A 20,805-nucleotide genomic window follows, 5' to 3' on the forward strand; every position below is an offset into this window, starting at 1 on the left:
CGGTTACCAGAGTGCGACGCTGTAGCTGACCAGCAGACGCATTTCATCGGCATCGCGGGCCGAATAGTTGGAACGGTAGGTCGCGTTGCGCAGGCGTACGGCAACGTCCTTGAGCGTGCCGCTTTGCACCACGTACTTGATCTCGCTGTTGCGTTCCCATTCCTTTCCACTGTCGCCGTTGCGCAGCGAAATGTTGTCGCCGCTCACGTAGCGGCTCATGAAGCTCAGCCCCGGGATCCCCAGCTTGCCGAAGTCATAGTCATAGCGTGCCTGCCAGGAACGCTCGTCGGCCCCGGCGAAATCGTTGATCTGCACGAAGTTCACCAGGTACGGGTCGCTGCCATCGACATAAGGGAAGGCGCTGTCGCCGGACATGTGCTGGTAACCGGCGCTGAACTTGTGGCCGCTCAAAGCGTAGCTCACCAGGCCGTTGAGGGACTTGTTGTCGATCTCGCCGCCGCGTGCCTCACCCTGGTCATCACTGATCGCCAGGCGCAGGTCGGTGCTGAACGTACCGGGGCCGATGGCGTGGGAAGAGACCAGGCCGAGGAAGTGCTGGTTGTAGACTTCGCTGAGTTGGGCGAAGTGGTAACGGCCGGTGATCTTGTCCGTGAACTTGTAGTCCAGGCCGCCAAAACTGAAATGCTCGCCGGCCACGCTGCCGGTGAAGCGGCCGTTCTTGTTGTTGAGGGCGATGTCCTCGTAGTTGGTGTCGTCGCGATCCTTGGCGTTGTTCAAGCGGCCGCCGGTGAAGGTCAGGTTCTTGATTTCGTTGGAGGTCAACAGACCGCCTTCGAAGGTCTGCGGCAGGATGCGCCCGTCGTTGGGCTTGAGGATGGGCAATTCTGGAATCAGGCTGCCGATTTTCAGCTCGGTGGCGGAGATCTTCACTTTGCCGGTCAGGCCCAGCTTGGAATATTCGTCAGCGGCGCGGCCATCATCATGGGTGGGCAACAGGCCGGTGCCGGTACGGTCCGGGCTGGAATCGAGCTTGACCCCGAGCATCCCCAATGCATCGATGCCGAATCCCACGGTGCCGTCGGTGTAGCCCGATTGCAGGTTGAGCATGAACCCCTGGGCCCATTCGTCACGCTTGGATTGCTGCGCGCTGGTGCCGTCGCGAAAGTCGCGGTTGAAATACATGTTGCGGGTTTCGAAGGTTGCCGTACTGTCTTCGATGAAGGCAGCCTGGCTCATCGGCGAAAAGCCGGCGAGGGCGGCGGCACTGGCCAGGGCGGTCTGGTTGAAGCGGGAAAGGCGAGCGGGCGCTGGGGCCTGGGGCTGCATGGACAGCATGGTGGTACTCCGCTTTATTGTTTTTATAGGGCGAAAACGCGTCGAGGCGTTTTTCGTTCGCGATGTGCGTCGCGACGGGCAGTTGAAACCATCCGTGGGAGGACTCTAACGGCCCAACCTTTCACTAACCTTTCAAAAGCTTTCAGCGTGTTTTTTGGCTTCACAGTGACGGATGCGGCTGTAAACTCCGCGCCAAAGAATGGCGCCGGCCATCCCTGAACCGAGGAATAACCCATGCGTGTCCTGCTCGTCGAAGACCATCTGCAGCTCGCCGAAAGCGTTGCCCAGGCGCTCAAGAGCACCGGTTTGACCGTGGATGTGCTACACGACGGCGTCGCGGCCGACCTGGCCTTGAGCAGCGAGGAATACGCCGTGGCGGTCCTCGATGTCGGGCTGCCGCGCATGGACGGTTTCGAGGTGCTGGCGCGTCTGCGGGCGCGCGGCAAGACGTTGCCCGTGCTGATGCTCACCGCCCGCAGCGACGTCAAGGACCGCGTCCATGGCCTCAACCTGGGGGCCGACGATTACCTGGCCAAGCCATTCGAACTCACTGAGCTGGAGGCCCGGGTCAAGGCGCTGTTGCGCCGCAGCGTACTGGGCGGCGAACGACAGCAGCGATGTGGCGGGCTGGTGTATGACCTGGACACCCGTCGTTTTACCCTCGACGATGAGTTGCTGACCCTGACATCCCGCGAGCAAGCCGTGCTGGAGGCGTTGATTGCCCGGCCGGGGCGGGTGATGAGCAAGGAGCAGCTGGCGGCCCAGGTGTTCGGCCTGGACGAAGAGGCCAGCCCTGACGCCATCGAAATCTACGTCCACCGCCTGCGCAAGAAACTCGACGGGCATGCGGTCGCGATCGTGACGTTCCGCGGCTTGGGTTACCTGCTGGAAAACCGTCATGCATAAGCCCGACAGCCTGCGCTGGCGGCTGCTTCGCAACCTCGCACTGTTGCTGGTGGTATTGATGCTCGCCAGCGGCTTGAGCGCCTACTGGAACGGTCGCGAAGCGGCGGACACCGCTTATGACCGGACTCTCCTGGCCTCGGCCCGGACCATCGCCGCGGGCCTGTCCCAGCGCGATGGCAGCCTCAGCGCGGATGTGCCCTACGTGGCCCTGGACACCTTTGCCTACGACAGCGCCGGACGCATTTATTACCAGGTCAACGACATCGACAAAAAGTTGATTTCCGGCTACGAAAACCTCCCCGGTCCGCCGCCCGGGACGCCCCGTACGGACGATTACCCGGCCCTGGCGCGCTTCTATAACGCTCAATACCAGGGGCAGGACGTGCGGGTGGTGAGCCTGCTCAAGGCGGTGAGCGAGCCGAACATGAATGGCATGGCGGAAATTCGCGTGGCGGAGACCGAAGAGGCGCGGGTCAGCATGGCCCGCGGCCTGATGGCCGACACGCTGTTGCGCCTGGGCATGCTGGCCGTGGGCGCGCTGCTGTTGGTGTGGTTTGCGGTCAGCGCGGCGTTGCGCCCGTTGGAGCGCTTGCGCACGGCGGTGGAGGAGCGTCAGCCGGACGATCTGCGGCCGTTGCCACTGGTGGAGGTGCAGCACGAGTTATGGCCACTGGTGCGCGCCCTCAACCATTTCACCGAGCGTCTGCGCGGGCAATTCGAGCGTCAGGCGCAGTTCATCGCCGATGCCGCTCATGAACTGCGTACGCCCTTGGCCGCGCTTAAAGCGCGCCTGGAACTGGGCTTGCGCGCCAGCGAGCCGGCGACCTGGCGTGAAACCCTGGAGAGCGCGGCCCAGGGGACCGATCGATTGACCCACCTGGCCAATCAGTTGCTGTCCCTGGCGCGAGTGGAAAATGGCGCCCGGGCCATTGCCGAAGGTGGCGCCCAGTTGCTCGATCTCAGCCAGTTGGCCCGTGAGCTGGGCATGGCCATGGCCCCGCTGGCCCATGCCCGTGGCGTGGCGCTGGCCCTGGAGGCCGATGAGCCGGTATGGCTGCGGGGCGAGCCGACCTTGTTGAACGAGCTGTTGAGCAATCTGGTGGACAACGCCCTGGCCCACACTCCGTCGGGCGGCAACGTGATCCTGCGGGTGTCTGCGCCGGCCGTGCTGGAAGTCGAGGACGACGGCCCGGGCATTCCGTTGCACGAACGGGACCGGGTATTCGAGCGATTCTATCGACGCAACCAGCAAGTGGCCGGCTCGGGGCTCGGGTTGGCGATCGTCGGTGAAATCTGCCGCGCCCATCTGGCGCAGATCACTTTGCACGACGGGCAGGCGCGTGGGTTGAAGGTGCGGGTGAGCTTTATTCCAGGTTCAGATTAAGCCAGTGGCGGACGCTGTTGTGGCGAGGGGATTTATCCCCGCTGGGGCGCGAAGCGCCCCTTGCCGTCTGTTTGAATAGGCCGCAATCGCCAGTTGGGGCCGCTTCGCAGCCCAGCGGGGATAAATCCCCTCGCCACAGGTCAGCGTCGGATCCAGGTTTCGTGGTTGTCAGCCTGGGGCTCAATAGAACATCGACCGCGCTGCTTCGATATCCGCGCACCGGGCGTTGTTCTCCGGGTCGATGCCCAGTTTCTTGAAGGCCGGGACGCCGAACACGTCAATCCTGGACAGCGGGTGGTCGGTGTCTTTGTAGCAATACAGCGCGGCGACCTGCACCAGGTCGACATAATCGATTTGCTGCGAGTCCCGGCTGAAATCCAGGTACAACCCCGGAAGCTTCACCAGCCGCTCCGGAAACTCCCAGACACTGAGTAGTTTGTCCCCCAGCACTGGGTGAATCGTCTCTATGACGTGGTTGAGGCTGACCGGGTCCGACAGCAATTCATTATTGTCCTGGGCATACGTGAGGATCGGCAGCACGCCGATCTGATGCACCAGTCCACCCAGTGCGGCCTGGTCGGGCTTGAGTTGGGTGTAGCCGCGACACAGCGCATAGCTGACGCCGGCGATCTCCAGGCTTTTGCGCCAGACTTCGCGCATCTTCAGCTCCACCACCTCGGAGCGTGCATGGAAAATCTGTTCCATCACCAGGCCGATGGCCAGGTTGCTGCTGTAATTGACGCCCAGTCGCGTGATGGCCGTGTGCAGGTCAGTGACTTCCTGGGTGGCGCGCAACAGCGGGCTGTTGACCACTTTGATCAGGCGTGCCGAGAGGGCCGTATCGCGGCCGATCACTTTGCTCAGGTTGATGACGCTGATTTCCGGGTCTTCGGCGGCCCGGCGAATCTGCATGGCCACTTCCGGTAATGTTGGCAGAACCAGGTCATCATTATCGATGGCCTGCACCAAATCCCGTTGGACCTTCTCCGCCAAATCGCTCATTTCGGTTCTCTAGGGTGTTGCGACAAATGCTGCGATCAGCGCTGGATTTCGCGGTCGCGGTCCAGTTCGTAAGGCAGGTCCAACAATTGAAGGCGAGGGCCTTCCAGGGCACCGAGGTGCAGATTGTCATCTTCTGCAGCTTCGGCCTGCAATACCGCCAGCAGTTCAATGTTTCCTTCGCTGCGGGCGGCAATCACCACTTCGCCGATGGAACTGCCGTGCGTCGGGGAGAACAGCGCTGTGCCGGGCTCCGGCAGTTCGCTGGCGTCCAGTTGCAGGCGATACAGGCGCCGCTTGAGCTTGCCCAGGTATTGCATGCGGGCGACGATTTCCTGGCCGGTATAGCAGCCTTTCTTGAAACTGACGCCGCCGACGGCTTGCAGGTTGAGCATCTGTGGGATGAACAGTTCGCGGGTGGCCGGCATGACCTGGCCGATCCCGGCACGGACCTGGCCCAGCAGCCAGGGGTTGAGGTCCGCCTCGGCCAGTTCTGCGCCCAGGCGGGTTCGAAGCGTTTGAGCCTGTTCGGCGGGGGCCCACAATTCGGCGCGGCCAGGAGAAACGCGGATAGCGATCAAGGCTTCATGGCGTGCCACGCTGTCGGTGTCGCTTGGCAGTTCGAGGCCCAGGCCAGCCAGGGTTTTGTCGGCGTTTTCCAGGCCGAAGCGCACCCAGGCGGAGCTTTCGTCGGTGAGCTTGGATTTGGAGAACACGGCATATTTTTTCAGATCCGCCAGTTGCGGTTCGAGCAGTTCGGTGGCCATGGCCATCAACACTCCATCGCCCTCAAGCAGAATGCGGAAGCTCGATTGCATCCGGCCTTTCTGCGTGCAGCGGGCGCCGAGGCTGGCCCGGCTGTCGCTCAGGTAGTCGAGGTTGCAGGTCAGTTGGCCTTGCAGGAATTTGCTGGCATCCACGCCGCGGACCGCGAGGACGCCTTCGTGGGAGAGGGTGCAGAAAAAAGCGAAATCAGCCATGGGTCATCGCAGGGTAAAAAGTCTGGTACACATCATAAGGGGACGCCCTTGAAATGGGTAGTTCACAAAGGATCGGTGTGCCCGACCAAAACCGTCTGTTTCGCTGCGGCGGGGCCTGTATACTTGCGCTCTATTTGAGGAGCGCTCCATGGTCGAAGATGTTGAACTGAATCGCCTCTACTGGCACAGCCGCCGCGGCATGCTCGAGTTGGACGTGTTGCTGGTGCCGTTCGTGAAAGAGGTCTATCCCCATCTCAATGAAGTGGACCGTGCGTGCTATGTCCGCCTGCTCGAGTGCGAGGATCAGGATATGTTCGGCTGGTTCATGGAACGCAGCGAATCCGAAGACCCTGAGCTGCAGCGCATGGTCCGGATGATCCTGGACCGTGTCCAACCCAAGTAATCGCTTCGAATGCCGCTGGCAGGCCTCCGGGCAACTGCTGGCGGCCTACCTGCTGGCCCAGGCGTTCGCCCTGGGTTCGTTGTGCCTGTTGTCCGTGCCGTCCTGGTGCGCAGTGCCTGGCGTCATCGTGTGCCTGGCCCATGGTGCCTGGGTGATTCCTCGACAAGTATTGCTGACCCATCGCCGGGCCTTTTGCGGGTTGCGTCGCAATGCCGCGGGCTGGCAGCTCTGGAGCCGGGCCGACGGCTGGCGGGCTGTGCAGTTGCGCCCTGATAGCCTGGCGCTGCCGGCGATCATCGTGCTGCGCTTTCGCCTGCAGGGCGAGCGGCGGGTCCGCTCGCTGTGCGTGCCCCGCGACGCACTGGCGCCGGACGTCCATCGGCGCCTGCGGGTGCGACTCCGGTTCAGTCGGCGTAGGTGGGCGGCACCAGGATAGTGTCCAGCGCCTCGGGCAGCAGGTTCGGGTAGTCGAGGGTGTAATGCAGTCCCCGGCTTTCCTTGCGCTCCATGGCTGAGCGAATCATCAGTTCGGCCACCTGGGCCAGGTTGCGCAGTTCGATCAGGTCGCGGCTGACTTTGTAGTTGCTGTAGAACTCGTCGATTTCATCCAGCAGCAGGCGCACTCGATGCTGCGCCCGTTGCAGGCGCTTGTTGGTGCGCACGATGCCCACGTAGTCCCACATGAAACGCCGCAGTTCGTCCCAGTTGTGAGCAATGATCACGTCTTCGTCCGAGTCGGTGACCTGGCTGGCGTCCCACGAGGGCAGGGCGGCCGGAATGGCGATCTGCGGCATTTGCTCGAGGATGTCTGCCGCCGCCGAGCGGGCGTAGACGAAACATTCCAGCAGCGAGTTGCTGGCCATGCGGTTGGCGCCGTGCAGGCCAGTGAAGCTGGTTTCGCCGATGGCGTACAGGCCAGGCACGTCGGTGCGGCCCCGTTGGTCGACCATCACGCCACCGCAGGTGTAATGCGCTGCCGGCACTACCGGGATCGGTTGCTTGGTGATGTCGATGGAAAACTCCAGGCAGCGCTCGTACACCGTCGGGAAGTGGCTCTTGATGAACGCTTCGGGCTTGTGGCTGATGTCCAGGTAGACGCAATCGATACCCAGGCGCTTCATTTCATGGTCGATGGCCCGGGCGACGATGTCACGTGGTGCCAGTTCGGCGCGGGCGTCGAAGCGTTGCATGAAACGTTCGCCGTTGGGGAGCTTCAAATGGGCCCCTTCGCCCCGCAGGGCTTCGGTGACCAGGAAACTCTTGGCCTGCGGGTGATAGAGGCAGGTGGGATGGAACTGGTTGAACTCCAGGTTCGCCACTCGGCAACCCGAACGCCAGGCCATGGCGATGCCGTCGCCGCAGGCGCCGTCGGGGTTGCTGGTATAAAGGTAGACTTTCGCAGCACCACCGGACGCCAGGATGACGAAGCGCGCGCCGTAGGTGTCGACTTCGCCGGTGCTGCGGTTGAGCACGTAGGCGCCGAGGCAGCGATCACCTTCCAGGCCCAGGCGTTTCGCGGTGATCAGGTCGACCGCGACGCGCTGTTCCAGCAATTCGATGTTTGGCCGCAATCGAGCCTGGGCGAGCAGGGTCTTGAAGATCGCCGCACCCGTGGCGTCGGCCGCGTGGATGATGCGCCGATGGCTGTGGCCGCCTTCACGGGTCAGGTGAAATTCGAAACCGCCGTCTTCCGTGCCCGATTGTTCGTCACGGGTAAACGGCACGCCCTGGTCGATCAGCCACTGGATGGCTTCCCGGCTGTGCTCGACAGTGAAACGCACCGCTTGCGGATCGCAAAGGCCACCGCCGGCGTTGAGGGTGTCGTCGACATGGGATTCAATGGTGTCGGTGTCGTCCAGCACGGCGGCGACGCCGCCCTGGGCCCAGAAGGTCGAACCGTTGGCCAGGTCGCCCTTGCTCAGTACTGCGATGCGCAAATGCGCAGGCAAGGTCAGGGCCAGGCTCAATCCAGCGGCTCCGCTGCCGATTACCAGAACATCGTGTTGAAACTGTTGGCTCATTCGAATGGTTTCCGCTCAAGGCGACCCGGGTCGGGGTTGGCGCCAGACACCGCTTCAACGGGTCGGGCAGCCACGCAGCCCACTAGTATATAGAGGGGGGGATCGGCACAATAGTCGGGCATTCATGGCAATATGAAACCAGCGTGACAGAAAAGCGACACGCTTCGTCGGGTCGCCGTGTTTCTTTGAATCGACAAAGGCCGCCGTTTCGAGGACAGAACGCTGTTTATCCCGTCATGGTTGCCCATTATTCTATTCACAGCGCTATAAATAGCGGGAACTTTTGCCAAGCGCCTACGTTCAATAGACGGTTGTCTGCAAAAGGGAGCAGCGTCGGGTGGGTGCGAGATTTCAATTGAGGTCTCTGCCAACAGGCCCGGCGACAGATTATTCGCGCAGCCGGGGAATCTCCTGCTGCGTTTTTCGTGCGTGCCGAGATCAGAGCGCGCCGGAAACTTGCTTGGAAGGGGGAGAACTTTTGCGAAAAGCCCGAGTCTATGTTTGCAAGCCCGGACAATTAGTAATGCAAGCCTCCTTCGAGCTTATCGAGGAGTGTTCATGCTAACCCAGGAAGAGGATCAGCAGCTGGTCGAGCGCGTCCAACGCGGCGACAAGCGAGCTTTCGATCTGCTAGTGCTGAAATACCAGCACAAAATTCTCGGGTTGATCGTGCGTTTCGTGCACGACACCCATGAAGCGCAGGATGTTGCTCAGGAAGCCTTCATCAAGGCTTACCGCGCACTTGGTAATTTCCGCGGGGACAGCGCGTTCTACACGTGGCTTTACCGCATCGCCATCAACACGGCGAAAAACTATCTGGTTTCACGCGGCCGCCGGCCGCCGGATAGCGATGTCAGTTCTGAAGATGCCGAGTTCTACGATGGCGATCATGGCCTCAAGGATCTCGAATCACCGGAACGTGCGTTGCTGCGGGATGAGATCGAAGGCACCGTCCATCGAACCATTCAGCAGTTGCCTGAAGATTTGCGTACGGCTTTAACTTTACGTGAGTTCGACGGTCTGAGTTACGAAGACATTGCGAGCGTCATGCAATGTCCTGTGGGCACCGTGCGCTCCCGGATTTTCCGCGCTCGGGAGGCCATCGATAAAGCCCTGCAACCGTTGTTGCAGGAAAACTAGAGACAGCGGCGACAGCCAAGAGAGGAACGCCATGAGTCGTGAAGCCCTGCAGGAATCGCTGTCCGCAGTTATGGATAACGAAGCGGACGAACTTGAATTGCGTCGGGTATTGAATGCCTTCGACGATGTTGAAACACGTGAGACCTGGGCTCGTTACCAGATCGCCCGGGCTGTCATGCACAAGGACTTGTTGCTTCCCCGCCTGGACATCGCCGCCGCCGTTTCTGCAGCATTGGCTGACGAAGCCGTACCGGCAAAGGCTTCCCGCGGACCATGGCGCAGCCTGGGTCGCTTGGCAGTGGCTGCCTCAGTCACCGTTGCCGTGCTGGCGGGTGTGCGCCTGTACAACCAGGATGAGATTGCTGGCGTGCAGATGGCGCAGCAGTCCAACCAGCCTGGCTTGGTCGCTCCACAGGTCAAAGGCCCAGCGGTATTGGCCGGTTACAGCGAAGGTTCGGAAACCGCAGGCCCGATGGTCAACGGTGTTCTGCAAGGCCAGCCTGGCTGGCATGATCAGCGCCTGCCCAACTACCTGCGTCAGCATGCCCAGCAAGCTGCCCTGAAAGGTACCGAAAGCGCGTTGCCCTACGCCCGTGCCGCCAGCCTGGAAAACCGTTAATAAGGAAAGCCATTGCGCGCCATACCTCTATTTACGCTTCTGCTTGGTGGCTGGTGTGCAATTCCAGCCCATGCCGATGAGGCTCAGGACTGGTTGAACCGCCTGAGTCAAGCCGAGCAACAGCAGAGCTTCCAGGGCACTTTCGTTTACGAGCGCAACGGTAGTTTTTCTACCCATAACATCTGGCATCGCGTCCAGGATGGCAAAGTCCGCGAGCGGTTGCTTCAGCTCGACGGCTCGGCACAGGAAGTCCTGCGCATTGATGGACATACTCAATGCGTCAGCGGCTCCTTGATTGCGGGGCTTGGCAATACGCCGGACAGCACTTCACGTGCGCTCGATCCGCAAAAACTCAAGAATTGGTATGACCTGGCCGTCATTGGCGAGTCGCGCGTGGCCGGGCGTCGAGCGGTCATCGTGGCATTGACGCCCAAGGACCAGCATCGTTATGGCTTCGAGCTGCACCTGGATAAAGAGACCGGCCTGCCGCTCAAGTCCCTGTTGCTCAATGACAAGGGCCAGTTGCTCGAACGCTTCCAGTTCACCCGCTTGAACGTTGCCGTGCCCACGGACGGTGACCTGCAGGCCAGCGCCGAATGCAAGGCTGTGGCGCAAGATCCCGGTAAGGCGGTTGCGTCGAAGGCCGCCTGGCACTCGGACTGGCTACCGCCTGGCTTCGAACTGACCAGCAGTACGGCGCGCAAGGACCCGGACACCCAGGTTCAGGTCAGCAGCTTGATGTATGACGACGGCCTGGCGCGCTTCTCGGTGTTCCTGGAGCCGTTGAACGGTGCCAACGCCACCGATACCCGCACCCAGCTCGGTCCGACGGCTGCCGTTTCCCGCAGGCTCACGACGCCCCAGGGCGAGATGATGGTCACGGTGGTCGGTGAGATCCCGATCGGTACGGCGGAACGGATCGCGCTCTCCATGCGTTCCGACGTCACGGCGACTCAATAGCTGGCTGATTGCGCAGGTGGTTCGCTTGCGCGAGAGGCTGATGCCGTCAGGGTTTGATCGAAATGCCGAAACTTCCTGTCAGTATTTTCATTTGCAAAAAAACAGTTTTTTTTCTATAGGTCAGAGCCGCTCGGCTCTGGCCTTGTCTGTTTCCGGAACAAAAATACCGGCGTATCTTTTCCCTGGTATTCCTTGCTCCATATCGCTTAACCATGCTCGTCGTAACGGGAGCCGTATGTCGATACCACGCTTGAAAACCTATCTCTCCATTTTTGCCACCGTGCTGGTGCTCGGCCAGGCCGTTCCTGCCGCGGCGGTCGAATTGCCTGATTTCACGCAACTGGTCGAGCAGGCTTCGCCCGCGGTGGTGAACATCAGTACGACCCAGAAGCTGCCGGATCGCCGCGTATCGGATCAGCAAATGCCCGACCTCGAGGGCCTGCCGCCGATGCTGCGCGAGTTCTTCGAGCGCGGCATGCCGCAGCAGCCACGTTCGCCCGGCGGTGGTCGCCAGCGCGAGGCGCAATCCCTGGGCTCGGGTTTCATCATTTCGCCTGATGGCTACATCCTGACCAACAACCACGTGATCGCCGATGCCGACGAAATCCTGGTACGCCTGGCCGACCGCAGCGAGCTCAAGGCCAAGCTGATCGGCACCGACCCGCGCTCCGACGTGGCACTGTTGAAAATCGACGGCAAGGATCTGCCAGTGCTCAAGCTGGGCAAATCCCAGGACCTGAAAGCCGGGCAATGGGTGGTGGCCATTGGTTCGCCGTTCGGCTTCGACCACACCGTGACCCAGGGTATTGTCAGCGCCATCGGTCGCAGCCTGCCGAACGAAAACTACGTGCCGTTCATCCAGACCGACGTGCCGATCAACCCGGGTAACTCCGGTGGCCCGCTGTTCAACCTCGCGGGTGAAGTCGTCGGCATCAACTCCCAGATCTACACCCGTTCGGGCGGCTTCATGGGCGTGTCCTTCGCGATTCCGATCGACGTTGCCATGGACGTGTCCAACCAACTGAAAAGCGAAGGCAAGGTCAGCCGTGGCTGGTTGGGCGTCGTGATCCAGGAAGTGAACAAGGACCTGGCCGAGTCGTTCGGGCTGGAAAAACCGGCCGGTGCGCTGGTGGCGCAGATCCAGGAAGGTGGCCCGGCTGCCAAGGGCGGCCTGCAAGTGGGTGACGTGATCCTGAGCATGAATGGTCAGCCGATCGTCATGTCCGCCGATCTGCCGCACCTTGTGGGTGCCCTCAAGGCGGGCGCGAAAGCCAATCTGGAAGTGATCCGCGAAGGCAAGCGCAAGAACGTCGAGTTGACCGTTGGCGCGATTCCTGAGGAGGGCAAGGAGCTGGATTCGCTGCCCAAGTCCGGTGTCGAGCGCAGCAGCAACCGCCTGGGCGTGGCCGTGGTCGAACTGACCGAAGAGCAGAAGCGCACCCTGGAGCTTCAGGGCGGTGTGGTGATCAAGGAGGTGCAGGATGGTCCTGCCGCCCTGATCGGCCTTCAGCCGGGCGACATCATTACGCACCTGAACAACCAGGCCATCGGTTCCGCCAAGGAGTTCACCGACATCGCCAAGGCGTTGCCGAAGAATCGTTCGGTCTCGATGCGGGTCCTGCGCCAGGGGCGTGCAAGCTTCATCACCTTCAAGCTGGCCGAATGACCGGTTAGCGACTCAAAAAAACCGCCTCGATAGAGGCGGTTTTTTATTGTCTGGCAAATGCTCAGCCCATCATGTCCTTGACCATGCGTTCCTGCTCCATGAGTTCCCGTTGCCGGGCATCGATGCGTGACGACAGGGGGAAATTGGTGCCGGCGCGCCGTTTGGCGAAGTCCAACTGCTGAATGGCCTGACGGTAGTCGCCCACCAGCGCGAAGTACTCGGCACGAGCCTGGTGCAGGCCGATGATGTTGCCCGACAGCCCGCGGGTTTCGGCCACCATGTACCAGACATCCGGGTCGTCCGGGCGGGTCTTGAGCAAGGACTCCAGGGCCTTCTCGGCATCGGCGGGGCGGTTCTGCTTGAGCAGCAGGTCGACGCGTACCTGGTTCAGCGGATAGTTGCCGGGGTACTGGCCCAGCATTCGGTCGACGCGGGATTGAGCGTCGGCCAGTTTGTTGCTGGTGATGTCCAGGTCCACCTGGGCCAGGTTGTAGATGATCTCGTTGGGCGATTTGGCCAGCAACGGCTTGAGGTTCTCCCGTGCTTCATTTAGCTGGCCGCCCTTGATCTGCGCGATCGCCAGGCCATAGCGCGCCACGTCGTTCTTCGGGTTCTCATCCAGCTGTGCCCGGAAGCGCTTGGCGCCCAGGCCCGGGGTTTCTTCATAGATCAGTTGGACCCGCGCGCGAATCAGTTGATAACGCACGCTGTCCTCGATGCCCCCCGGCTTGGCCTGTTCGGCGCGGTTGCGGGTGTCGGCGATCCGGGACTCGGTCACCGGGTGAGTCAGCAGGAATTCCGGGGGCCTGGCGTCGAACCGGTACTGGCGCATCAGACGCTCGAACATGGTCGGCATGGAGCGCGGGTCGTAGCCGGCCTTTTCCAGGTTCTGGATGCCGATGCGGTCGGCTTCCTGTTCATTCTGACGCGAGAAACGCCGTTGTTCCTGAATGGCGGCGGCCTGGGTCCCGGCGATGGCCGCGATCCCGGCGTCACCGCCACCGGCGGCGGCAATCACGATGCCGGCCAGCAGTGCGGCCATCATTGGCACTTGCATGCGCTGCTGGGCTTCGACACCGCGGGCGAAGTGGCGTTGTGACAAGTGCGCCAGTTCGTGGGCCATGACCGAGGCGTATTCGCCTTCGGTCTGCGCATTGAGGAACAGGCCGCCGTTGACCCCGACGATGCCACCTGGCGCGGCGAAGGCGTTGAGCTGCGGGCTGTTGATCAGGATGAACTCCAGCCGCCGGTCGTTGACCTGACTGGTTTCCACCAGCTTGTAGACGCTGGTTTCGACGTAATCCTTAAGCTGTGGATCGTTGAGTTGTGAAACCTGGCTGCGCAACAGGGCCAGCCAGGCACGGCCCAGTTGGTGCTCCTGTTCTGGCGAGACGATGGCAGAACTGGCATCGCCAAGTGACGGCAGGTCGTCGGCGAAGCCCGGTGAGGCAAGCAGGCAAGCGAGCGTCAGCAGGGTGGGGCGCAGAAATGTCATGCACGAGGCCTTAGTTGACAAAGACCCTACTGTAGCCGGACACCGGGCCCGGGACCAGATATTCTAGGCGGCTCAACGACCTGCCGCGGAGCGCCCCATGACTGATGCTGTAGCCCACGATGCCGAACTGGACGCCAGTGGCCTGAACTGTCCGTTGCCATTGCTCAAGGCCAAGCTGGAACTCAACCGCCTGGCCAGCGGCAGTGTGCTCAAGGTGATTGCCACGGATGCGGGCTCGCAACGTGACTTTCGCACCTTCGCGCGATTGGCCGGTCATACGCTGCTGCGTGAAGAAGACGAAAACGGCGTCTACCGTTACTGGCTGAAAAAGGCCTGAAAAAAAAGACAGCGCCTCTTAAGGATTTTTAATGTTCAAAGTGTTACGCGACTGGATTCAGCGCTACTTCTCCGATGAAGAAGCGGTGGTCCTGGCAGTGCTGCTGTTCCTGGCCTTTACCGCCGTGCTCACCCTGGGCGGCATGCTGGCGCCCGTGCTGGCGGGGATGGTGCTGGCGTACCTCATGCAAGGGCTGGTCACGACGCTGGAACGCCTGAGGTTGCCCGGCGCCGCGGCCGTCGGGCTGGTGTTCGCCCTGTTCATGGGCGTGCTGGTGGTGTTTATCGTGGTGATCGTGCCGTTGCTCTGGCACCAGTTGGTGACCTTGTTCAACGAGTTGCCAGGGATGCTCGCCAAATGGCAATCCCTGTTGTTGCTGCTGCCCGAGCGTTATCCGCACCTGGTGTCCGATGAGCAGGTGTTGCAGACCATCGAAGTGGTGCGCGGGCAGATTGGCAAGTTCGGCCAGTGGGCGCTGACGTTTTCGTTGTCCAGCCTGCCGCTGCTGGTCAACATCATGATCTACCTGGTGCTGGTGCCGATCCTGGTGTTTTTCTTTCTCAAGGATCGGGAAATGATCGGGCGTTGGGTCCGGGGCTATCTGCCGCGCGAGCGGACGCTGATCACCCGTGTGGCCCAGGAAATGAATCGGCAGATCGCCAACTATATTCGCGGAAAAGTCATCGAGATTTTCATCTGCGGCGGCGTGACCTACATCGGCTTCGTGGCCATGGGGCTCAATTACGCCGCCCTGTTGGCGCTGCTGGTGGGTATTTCGGTGGTGGTGCCTTACGTCGGCACCGTGGTGGTGACCGTGCCGGTGGCTTTGATTGCGCTGTTCCAGTGGGGCTGGAGCGATCAGTTCATCTACCTGATGGCCGTCTACGGGATTATCCAGACCCTGGACGGGAACGTGCTGGTCCCGCTGCTGTTCTCCGAGGCGGTGAACCTGCATCCGGTGGCGATCATCTGTGCGGTACTGTTGTTCGGCGGGCTGTGGGGGTTCTGGGGCGTGTTCTTTGCGATTCCCCTGGCGACGTTGTTCAAGGCGGTGCTGGATGCGTGGCCGAGCAAGGAGCCGATTGTGGCGCCGTTGTTGTAGCGGTCAATCTGAATGAGTCGGTGAGGTTGATGGCGCCATCGCGAGCGAGCTCGCTCCCACAGGGATTGATTAACACCACCAATCCAGTGTGGGAGCGAGCTCGCTCGCGATGGCGCCAGTACAGGCAGCGAGAATTTCAGCCCTTGTTGAGGGCCTGGGCCGCCGCCAACACCGCATCCACATGTCCGGGCACTTTCACGCCACGCCATTCCTGGCGCAGCACGCCGTTCTTGTCGATCAGGAAGGTGCTGCGATCAACGCCCAGGTATTCCTTGCCATAGAGCTTTTTCAGCTTGATCACGTCGAACAGCTGGCAGACGGCCTCGTCCTTGTCGCTGATCAGCTCGAACGGGAATTCCTGCTTGCACTTGAAGTTCTCGTGGGACTTGAGGCTGTCCCGGGAGACGCCGAACACTTCGGTGTTGGCGGCCTGGAACTGCGCATACTGATCGCGAAAACCCTGGCCTTCGGTGGTGCAGCCCGGGGTGCTGTCCTTGGGGTAGAAGTAGATCACCACCTGCTTGCCCTTGAGGGCGGCGAGGCTGATGGTCTGCCCGCTGGTGGCGGGTGCCTGGAAATCGGTAACTGGCTGGTCGACGGCAACGGCCATGAACGCTTCCTTACATTGGGTTTTGTGGGCGCCACGGTTCGATCAGGGCATCCAGGTTCATCGCATCGGCGAAATCCAGGAACTGATCGCGCAGCCAACTGATCTGGGTGCCGGCGGGCAGGGTCACGGTGAACGTGGCATTGAGCATGGTGCCGCCGGTCTGTGGAGCCTGGTAGGTGTCACAGGTCAGGTTTTCCAGCTCGACGTGGTGGTCCATGAAGAACTGGCACAGCTCGTTGATGATGTCCGGACGGTAGGCCGAGCTTACGTAGGCCACGTAGGGCAGGGCCTGGGGACGGTTCTCCAGGGCGGCGCTGCGCACGACGTTGACGGTAAAGGCATGCTTCTTGGCCAGCACTGGCAGGCTGCCCTCCAGGCGCGCCAGGGCGTCCCAGCTGCCGGAGATCTCAAGCACGAGTGCGCTGCATTCACCGTGGCGGGTCAGGCGTGAGGTCACGACGGCGCAGCGATTTTCATGGCTGGCGCGGCACAGGACGTTAGTCAGCTCCATGGGGTTGGCGCCGAGGGCACTGATAACAAGGAATTGTTCGCGGACTGTGGGGGTGGACATGCAGCATTCCTAAAGCGATGAGCGGTCGGTACTTTTGCCGCTCGACACGGGCCCGGCCCGGGAAAACGAACGGCTCAAGCCTTGTGCCCGGGGTTGCGCTGCATTCCGTGACAGCAGGAATGCACCAGGAAAAACCCAGGATCGGGGCTTGTGGCGTCGAAAACGGAGGCTGGAAACCGGCGTATGAGCTTGTCGGTACCGATCAAAGCCTGAAGGGTAGCGAAAACCATCGCCAAGGGGAATGGTAGTTCGCTTGTACAAGCATCTTGGCGCCAGTACCATTACCGCTCTCTTTTTCCGGCAGGAGCGGTTTCATGATTGCGGGCAGTATGGTGGCACTGGTCACACCCATGGATGCACAAGGGCATCTTGACTGGGCCAGCCTCAGCAAACTCGTGGACTTCCACCTTGAAAACGGCACCCATGCCATTGTCGCCGTCGGTACCACCGGCGAGTCGGCGACCCTCGACGTCAATGAGCACATCGAAGTCATCCGTGCCGTGGTCAAGCAGGTCAACGGTCGCATCCCCGTCATCGCCGGTACGGGTGCCAACTCGACGCGCGAAGCCGTCGAGCTGACCCGCAACGCCAAGGAAGCCGGTGCCGACGCCTGCCTGCTGGTCGTCCCGTACTACAACAAGCCGACCCAGGAAGGCTTGTACCAGCACTTCAAACACATTGCCGAAGCCGTCGACATCCCGCAGATCCTCTATAACGTTCCCGGCCGCACCTCCTGCGACATGCAGGCCGAGACCGTGATTCGCCTGTCCACCGTGCCGAACATCATCGGCATCAAGGAAGCCACCGGCGACATGAAGCGCGCCAAGGCCATCCTCGATGGCGTGAGCAAGGACTTCATCGTGCTGTCCGGCGATGATCCGACAGCGGTCGAGCTGATCCTGCTGGGTGGCAAGGGCAACATCTCCGTTACTGCCAACGTTGCCCCGCGGGAAATGGCCGACCTGTGCGAGGCCGCGCTCAAGGGCGACGCCGAGGCCGCACGGGCCATCAACGAAAAACTGATGCCGTTGCACAGGGACCTGTTCATCGAGGCCAACCCGATTCCGGTGAAGTGGGCCTTGGTTGAAATGGGCCTGATGCACGAAGGCATCCGCCTGCCACTGACCTGGCTGAGCACCCCCTGTCACGAACCGCTGCGGCAGGCCATGCGCCAGTCCGGCGTCCTGGTTTAATTGAGGAAGTACAACGCATGAAGCGAATGGCCGGACTTTCCGCACTTGCCTTGATTATCTCCAGCACCAGCGGCTGCGGATGGATCTGGGGGCCGGAAGGTTACTTCCGCGACCGTGGTAGCGACTACCTGCAAGCGCAACAGACTGCACCGATGCAACTGCCGCAAGACGTCAACGTCGCCAAGCGCCTGGATCCGCTGTTGCCGATTCCGCGCAACGTCGCGGACGACAGCGTCAAGGGCGAATACATCGTCCCGCGTCCGCAGCCGCTGTCGGCCGTGGCCGATGCCAGCGACTACACCCTGCAGAAGAGTGGCGATTCCAGCTGGGTCATGGGCCAGCATCCACCGGCCGAAGTCTGGCCCGTGGCAATCCAGTTCTTCCAGGACAACGGTTTCCGCCTGGACGAGCAGCGCCCGCAAACCGGCGAGTTCACCACCACCTGGCAGCGCTCCGATGAGCTGTCCGCCGCCATGGCCAAGCGCATGAGCGCCGCCGGTGTCACGGCCGACAGCGAAACCCGCGTGCGGGTGCGTATCGAGCCGGGCGTGCAGCGCAACACCAGTGAGGTCTATGTGGTCAGCGCCGAGCGACCTGCCGGCAGCACCGCCGACGTGGCCTTCACCAACCGTTCGGTCAATACCGGCCTCGACGCTGCGTTGGTGGACGACATGCTCGCCAGCATGAGTCGTAACGCGGAGCAGGGTGGTTCGGTCTCGATGCTGGCGTCCAAGGAGTTCGACGCGCCGAGCCGCGTCAGCCTGAGCGAAGACGGCAGTGGCAACCCGGTGCTCAACGTCGGCTCCGACCTGGACCGTGCCTGGTCGAGCGTTGGCCGCGCGCTGGAGCAGGGTGAGTGGCGCGTTGAAGACATCAACCGCAGCCTGGGCCTGTACTACATCAACCTCGCTGAAAAGGCCGAGAGGAAAGACGAGAAACCTGGTTTCTTCAGTGGCCTGTTCGGCAGCAAGCCGGACAAGGAAGAAATCGAGGCCCGCGCCGAGCGTTATCAGGTTCGCCTGAGCAAGGTCGGCGACAACGTACAGGTCACCGTCGAGAAGAACATCAATACCGTGGCGCCGGCCGATGTGGCTCGCAAGGTGTTGAGCGTGATTCAGGATAACCTGGGCTGATTCGATGCGTTTTGCCGTTCTCGGCAGCGGTAGCCAGGGCAACGGCACGCTGGTCGCCTGCGCTGGCACATACGTGTTGGTCGATTGCGGTTTCTCCCTGCGGGAAACCGAGAAACGCCTGTTGCGCCTGGGTGTGCACCCGGCGCAACTGAGCGCGATACTTGTGACCCACGAACATGCCGACCATGTGCATGGCGTGGGTTTGCTGTCTCGGCGCTACAATCTGCCGGTGTACCTGAGCCGTGGGACACTGGAAGGCCTGCGCAAGCCCCTCGAGCCGGCCGGTTTCGTGGCCGGTGGCGAGCAGCTGCGTATCGGTGGCCTGGACATCAGCGTGGTCAGCGTGGCGCATGATGCCCGGGAACCCACGCAATATGTGTTCAGCGACGGCGAGCGGCGCTTCGGGTTGCTGACCGACCTGGGGTCGTATTGCGACAGGGTGATGGACAGTTACCGGGACCTCGATGCGTTGATGATCGAGTCCAACCACTGCCGTGACATGTTGGCCCGTGGTTACTACCCGTACTTTCTCAAGCAGCGGGTAGGCGGGGAGCACGGACATTTGAACAACCACCAGGCCGCGTTCCTGGTGGCCGAGTTGGGCTGGCAAGGCTTGCAACACCTGGTCCTGGCCCATCTGAGCAGCAAGAACAACCTGCCGCAGCTGGCCCGGCAATGTTTTGTCGACACCCTCGGGTGCGACCCGGACTGGCTGCAACTGGCCGATCAAGATTCAGGGCTCGACTGGCGACATATCGCCTAGCCCACTACTTAGCAAGCGGAGCCCATCATGGAAAAACGTGAAGAACTCTACCGCGGCAAAGCCAAGTCGGTTTACAAGACCGACGACGCTGACCGCTTGATCCTGCTGTTTCGCAACGACACCTCGGCGTTCGACGGCAAGCGCATCGAACAGCTGGACCGCAAGGGCATGGTGAACAACAAGTTCAACGCCTTCATCATGCAGAAGCTCGAAGCCGCCGGCGTGCCGACCCAGTTCGACAAACTGCTGGGCGACAACGAATGCCTGGTCAAGAAGCTGGACATGATCCCGGTCGAATGCGTCGTGCGTAACTACGCCGCCGGCAGCCTGGTCAAGCGCCTGGGCGTGGAAGAGGGCATGAAGCTCAACCCTTACACCTTCGAGCTGTTCCTGAAGGACGACGCCAAGGGCGACCCGTTCATCAACGAATCCCACGTCGTGGCATTCGGTTGGGGCACCGCCGAGCAATTGGTCCGCATGAAGGAGTTGTCCCTCAAGGTCAACGAAGTGCTGACCAAGCTGTTCGATGACGCCGGCCTGCTGCTGGTGGACTTCAAGCTTGAATTCGGTGTGTTCAGCGACGGCTCCATCGTCCTGGGCGACGAATTCAGCCCGGACGGCTGCCGTCTCTGGGACAAGGACACCAAGAAGAAGATGGACAAGGACCGCTTCCGCCAGGGCCTCGGTGACGTCATCGAAGCCTACGAAGAAGTCGCCCAGCGTCTGGGTGTACCGCTGTAATCGACGCAAGCATCTGATAGCACGGAAAAAATTTCGCTCGGGGGTTCGCTTCCGGCGAATGTGCTGGTATGATGCGCGCCACTGGAGAGATGCCGGAGTGGCCGAACGGGACGGATTCGAAATCCGTTGTACTGGCGACAGTACCTAGGGTTCAAATCCCTATCTCTCCGCCATAATTGAATACGACTAAGCCCCTGAAATGGTTGAACATTTCAGGGGCTTTTTCGTTTTTGGCGTATTGTCGCGTATGGCGAACGCGGCGACATGGATTGTGCGGCAGCATCGCGAACATGAACGTCGGGGCGCGGATCGCCTGACCTATGATTTTCGCCTCGATTTGAAAGACTGGGGACAGGCCACAGTTTGAGTTCACTCATCATCAGATCGTGATCTGTTCCCGTTTCTTTCCCCCGCCCTGATTGAGAATACGGGGGGATGACTAGCATCAGCATCTTGATTTTCAGTATCCAACTGGATACGTTTACC

21 protein-coding genes and 1 tRNA gene are annotated in these 20,805 nt (G+C 61.4%); 15 read left to right on the forward strand and 7 right to left on the reverse strand.

Going from position 1 to position 20,805, the window contains the following annotated elements:
* Window positions 1–3: 3 nt before the first annotated feature.
* The gene (locus tag ACMTA2_RS08140; RefSeq protein WP_413794443.1) at window positions 4–1,296 is read right to left on the reverse strand and encodes an OprD family porin; all 1,293 of its coding nucleotides are present in this window, start codon (window positions 1,294–1,296) and stop codon (window positions 4–6) included.
* A 234-nt stretch (window positions 1,297–1,530) separates the two neighbouring features.
* On the opposite strand from ACMTA2_RS08140, the gene ACMTA2_RS08145 reads away from it, so the two are divergent.
* Window positions 1,531–2,202 carry a response regulator gene (locus ACMTA2_RS08145; protein ID WP_413794444.1) on the forward strand — a complete coding sequence of 224 codons (672 nt, stop codon included), beginning with the start codon at window positions 1,531–1,533 and terminating at the stop codon, window positions 2,200–2,202.
* The gene (locus ACMTA2_RS08150) at window positions 2,195–3,586 is read left to right on the forward strand and encodes a sensor histidine kinase (RefSeq protein ID WP_413794445.1); all 1,392 of its coding nucleotides are present in this window, start codon (window positions 2,195–2,197) and stop codon (window positions 3,584–3,586) included. The genes ACMTA2_RS08145 and ACMTA2_RS08150 overlap by 8 nt, the downstream gene beginning before the upstream one ends.
* Before the next feature lie 180 nt (window positions 3,587–3,766).
* Here ACMTA2_RS08150 and ACMTA2_RS08155 read toward each other — a convergent pair whose 3' ends face one another.
* Together ACMTA2_RS08155 and ygfZ are read right to left on the reverse strand one after the other, a co-directional pair.
* Window positions 3,767–4,588: an HDOD domain-containing protein gene (locus ACMTA2_RS08155; protein WP_413794446.1), complete on the reverse strand. Its 822-nt coding sequence runs from the start codon at window positions 4,586–4,588 to the stop codon at window positions 3,767–3,769.
* A gap of 35 nt (window positions 4,589–4,623) precedes the next feature.
* Entirely contained in the window at window positions 4,624–5,565 is a 942-nt protein-coding gene (gene ygfZ, locus ACMTA2_RS08160; protein ID WP_413794447.1) for a CAF17-like 4Fe-4S cluster assembly/insertion protein YgfZ, read from the reverse strand.
* Between the two features lie 148 nt (window positions 5,566–5,713).
* Here ygfZ and ACMTA2_RS08165 point away from each other — a divergent pair, with 148 nt between their 5' ends.
* Both ACMTA2_RS08165 and ACMTA2_RS08170 read left to right on the forward strand, forming a co-directional pair.
* Window positions 5,714–5,968, forward strand: coding sequence for an FAD assembly factor SdhE (locus ACMTA2_RS08165; protein WP_003184348.1), 255 nt, complete (start codon window positions 5,714–5,716; stop codon window positions 5,966–5,968).
* A complete protein-coding gene (locus ACMTA2_RS08170) occupies window positions 5,952–6,404 on the forward strand; it encodes a protein YgfX (protein WP_413794448.1) in 453 nt (150 codons plus the stop codon). The genes ACMTA2_RS08165 and ACMTA2_RS08170 overlap by 17 nt, the downstream gene beginning before the upstream one ends.
* Here ACMTA2_RS08170 and nadB read toward each other — a convergent pair.
* Window positions 6,373–7,989: an L-aspartate oxidase gene (nadB, locus tag ACMTA2_RS08175; RefSeq protein ID WP_413794449.1), complete on the reverse strand. Its 1,617-nt coding sequence runs from the start codon at window positions 7,987–7,989 to the stop codon at window positions 6,373–6,375. The genes ACMTA2_RS08170 and nadB overlap by 32 nt on opposite strands.
* Window positions 7,990–8,547: 558 nt before the next feature.
* Here nadB and rpoE point away from each other — a divergent pair.
* The 4 genes from rpoE to ACMTA2_RS08195 all read left to right on the forward strand — a co-directional run bounded on the left by rpoE (window position 8,548) and on the right by ACMTA2_RS08195 (window position 12,374).
* Window positions 8,548–9,129 (forward strand): RNA polymerase sigma factor RpoE/AlgU, encoded by a 582-nt coding sequence (gene rpoE / locus ACMTA2_RS08180; protein WP_003172477.1) that lies wholly within the window; start codon window positions 8,548–8,550, stop codon window positions 9,127–9,129.
* Between the two features lie 31 nt (window positions 9,130–9,160).
* Window positions 9,161–9,748 (forward strand): sigma-E factor negative regulatory protein, encoded by a 588-nt coding sequence (locus ACMTA2_RS08185; RefSeq protein ID WP_046065129.1) that lies wholly within the window; start codon window positions 9,161–9,163, stop codon window positions 9,746–9,748.
* Between the two features lie 12 nt (window positions 9,749–9,760).
* Window positions 9,761–10,708: a MucB/RseB C-terminal domain-containing protein gene (locus ACMTA2_RS08190; RefSeq protein WP_413794450.1), complete on the forward strand. Its 948-nt coding sequence runs from the start codon at window positions 9,761–9,763 to the stop codon at window positions 10,706–10,708.
* Window positions 10,709–10,943: 235 nt separating this feature from the next.
* Window positions 10,944–12,374, forward strand: a complete 1,431-nt coding sequence (locus tag ACMTA2_RS08195) for a DegQ family serine endoprotease (protein WP_413794451.1) — start codon at window positions 10,944–10,946, stop codon at window positions 12,372–12,374.
* Window positions 12,375–12,435: 61 nt separating this feature from the next.
* Here ACMTA2_RS08195 and ACMTA2_RS08200 read toward each other — a convergent pair whose 3' ends face one another.
* Window positions 12,436–13,869, reverse strand: a complete 1,434-nt coding sequence (locus tag ACMTA2_RS08200; protein ID WP_413794452.1) for a M48 family metalloprotease — start codon at window positions 13,867–13,869, stop codon at window positions 12,436–12,438.
* 97 nt (window positions 13,870–13,966) lie between these two features.
* Between ACMTA2_RS08200 and ACMTA2_RS08205 the strand changes: the two genes are divergently transcribed.
* Both ACMTA2_RS08205 and ACMTA2_RS08210 read left to right on the forward strand, forming a co-directional pair.
* Window positions 13,967–14,206 (forward strand): sulfurtransferase TusA family protein, encoded by a 240-nt coding sequence (locus ACMTA2_RS08205; RefSeq protein ID WP_053120054.1) that lies wholly within the window; start codon window positions 13,967–13,969, stop codon window positions 14,204–14,206.
* A 31-nt stretch (window positions 14,207–14,237) separates the two neighbouring features.
* Window positions 14,238–15,308: an AI-2E family transporter gene (locus ACMTA2_RS08210; protein WP_413794453.1), complete on the forward strand. Its 1,071-nt coding sequence runs from the start codon at window positions 14,238–14,240 to the stop codon at window positions 15,306–15,308.
* A 136-nt stretch (window positions 15,309–15,444) separates the two neighbouring features.
* On the opposite strand, the gene ACMTA2_RS08215 is transcribed toward ACMTA2_RS08210, so the two are convergent.
* Complete coding sequence (locus ACMTA2_RS08215) at window positions 15,445–15,918, reverse strand: peroxiredoxin (protein ID WP_024616115.1); 474 nt, start codon at window positions 15,916–15,918, stop codon at window positions 15,445–15,447.
* Window positions 15,919–15,928: 10 nt separating this feature from the next.
* Complete coding sequence (locus ACMTA2_RS08220; protein ID WP_003184325.1) at window positions 15,929–16,489, reverse strand: glycine cleavage system transcriptional repressor; 561 nt, start codon at window positions 16,487–16,489, stop codon at window positions 15,929–15,931.
* 314 nt (window positions 16,490–16,803) lie between these two features.
* On the opposite strand from ACMTA2_RS08220, the gene dapA reads away from it, so the two are divergent.
* The 5 genes from dapA (at window position 16,804) to ACMTA2_RS08245 (ending at window position 20,492) form a co-directional block, all read left to right on the forward strand.
* Window positions 16,804–17,682 (forward strand): 4-hydroxy-tetrahydrodipicolinate synthase, encoded by an 879-nt coding sequence (gene dapA / locus ACMTA2_RS08225; protein WP_413794454.1) that lies wholly within the window; start codon window positions 16,804–16,806, stop codon window positions 17,680–17,682.
* A gap of 17 nt (window positions 17,683–17,699) precedes the next feature.
* The gene (gene bamC / locus ACMTA2_RS08230; protein ID WP_413794455.1) at window positions 17,700–18,815 is read left to right on the forward strand and encodes an NlpB/DapX family lipoprotein; all 1,116 of its coding nucleotides are present in this window, start codon (window positions 17,700–17,702) and stop codon (window positions 18,813–18,815) included.
* Between the two features lie 4 nt (window positions 18,816–18,819).
* The gene (locus ACMTA2_RS08235) at window positions 18,820–19,578 is read left to right on the forward strand and encodes an MBL fold metallo-hydrolase (RefSeq protein WP_413794456.1); all 759 of its coding nucleotides are present in this window, start codon (window positions 18,820–18,822) and stop codon (window positions 19,576–19,578) included.
* 27 nt (window positions 19,579–19,605) lie between these two features.
* Complete coding sequence (purC, locus tag ACMTA2_RS08240; protein WP_018606833.1) at window positions 19,606–20,319, forward strand: phosphoribosylaminoimidazolesuccinocarboxamide synthase; 714 nt, start codon at window positions 19,606–19,608, stop codon at window positions 20,317–20,319.
* Between the two features lie 83 nt (window positions 20,320–20,402).
* Window positions 20,403–20,492, forward strand: a tRNA-Ser gene (locus ACMTA2_RS08245).
* Window positions 20,493–20,805: the final 313 nt, after the last annotated feature.

This window comes from Pseudomonas medicaginis (assembly GCF_965119365.1).
Lineage (GTDB): Bacteria > Pseudomonadota > Gammaproteobacteria > Pseudomonadales > Pseudomonadaceae > Aquipseudomonas.

Bases quoted from the DNA above. Each gene is read 5' to 3' on its own strand.
- ACMTA2_RS08195 (WP_413794451.1), top strand. From the start codon at position 10,944: ATGTCGATACCACGCTTGAAAACCTATCTCTCCATTTTTGCCACCGTG.
- ACMTA2_RS08200 (WP_413794452.1), bottom strand. From the start codon at position 13,869: ATGACATTTCTGCGCCCCACCCTGCTGACGCTCGCTTGCCTGCTTGCC.
- bamC (WP_413794455.1), top strand. From the start codon at position 17,700: ATGAAGCGAATGGCCGGACTTTCCGCACTTGCCTTGATTATCTCCAGC.
- ACMTA2_RS08155 (WP_413794446.1), bottom strand. From the start codon at position 4,588: ATGAGCGATTTGGCGGAGAAGGTCCAACGGGATTTGGTGCAGGCCATC.
- ACMTA2_RS08205 (WP_053120054.1), top strand. From the start codon at position 13,967: ATGACTGATGCTGTAGCCCACGATGCCGAACTGGACGCCAGTGGCCTG.
- ACMTA2_RS08185 (WP_046065129.1), top strand. From the start codon at position 9,161: ATGAGTCGTGAAGCCCTGCAGGAATCGCTGTCCGCAGTTATGGATAAC.
- purC (WP_018606833.1), top strand. From the start codon at position 19,606: ATGGAAAAACGTGAAGAACTCTACCGCGGCAAAGCCAAGTCGGTTTAC.
- ACMTA2_RS08220 (WP_003184325.1), bottom strand. From the start codon at position 16,489: ATGTCCACCCCCACAGTCCGCGAACAATTCCTTGTTATCAGTGCCCTC.
- ACMTA2_RS08165 (WP_003184348.1), top strand. From the start codon at position 5,714: ATGGTCGAAGATGTTGAACTGAATCGCCTCTACTGGCACAGCCGCCGC.
- ACMTA2_RS08150 (WP_413794445.1), top strand. From the start codon at position 2,195: ATGCATAAGCCCGACAGCCTGCGCTGGCGGCTGCTTCGCAACCTCGCA.
- nadB (WP_413794449.1), bottom strand. From the start codon at position 7,989: ATGAGCCAACAGTTTCAACACGATGTTCTGGTAATCGGCAGCGGAGCC.
- ACMTA2_RS08145 (WP_413794444.1), top strand. From the start codon at position 1,531: ATGCGTGTCCTGCTCGTCGAAGACCATCTGCAGCTCGCCGAAAGCGTT.
- ACMTA2_RS08235 (WP_413794456.1), top strand. From the start codon at position 18,820: ATGCGTTTTGCCGTTCTCGGCAGCGGTAGCCAGGGCAACGGCACGCTG.
- ACMTA2_RS08140 (WP_413794443.1), bottom strand. From the start codon at position 1,296: ATGCTGTCCATGCAGCCCCAGGCCCCAGCGCCCGCTCGCCTTTCCCGC.
- rpoE (WP_003172477.1), top strand. From the start codon at position 8,548: ATGCTAACCCAGGAAGAGGATCAGCAGCTGGTCGAGCGCGTCCAACGC.
- dapA (WP_413794454.1), top strand. From the start codon at position 16,804: ATGATTGCGGGCAGTATGGTGGCACTGGTCACACCCATGGATGCACAA.
- ACMTA2_RS08215 (WP_024616115.1), bottom strand. From the start codon at position 15,918: ATGGCCGTTGCCGTCGACCAGCCAGTTACCGATTTCCAGGCACCCGCC.
- ACMTA2_RS08210 (WP_413794453.1), top strand. From the start codon at position 14,238: ATGTTCAAAGTGTTACGCGACTGGATTCAGCGCTACTTCTCCGATGAA.
- ygfZ (WP_413794447.1), bottom strand. From the start codon at position 5,565: ATGGCTGATTTCGCTTTTTTCTGCACCCTCTCCCACGAAGGCGTCCTC.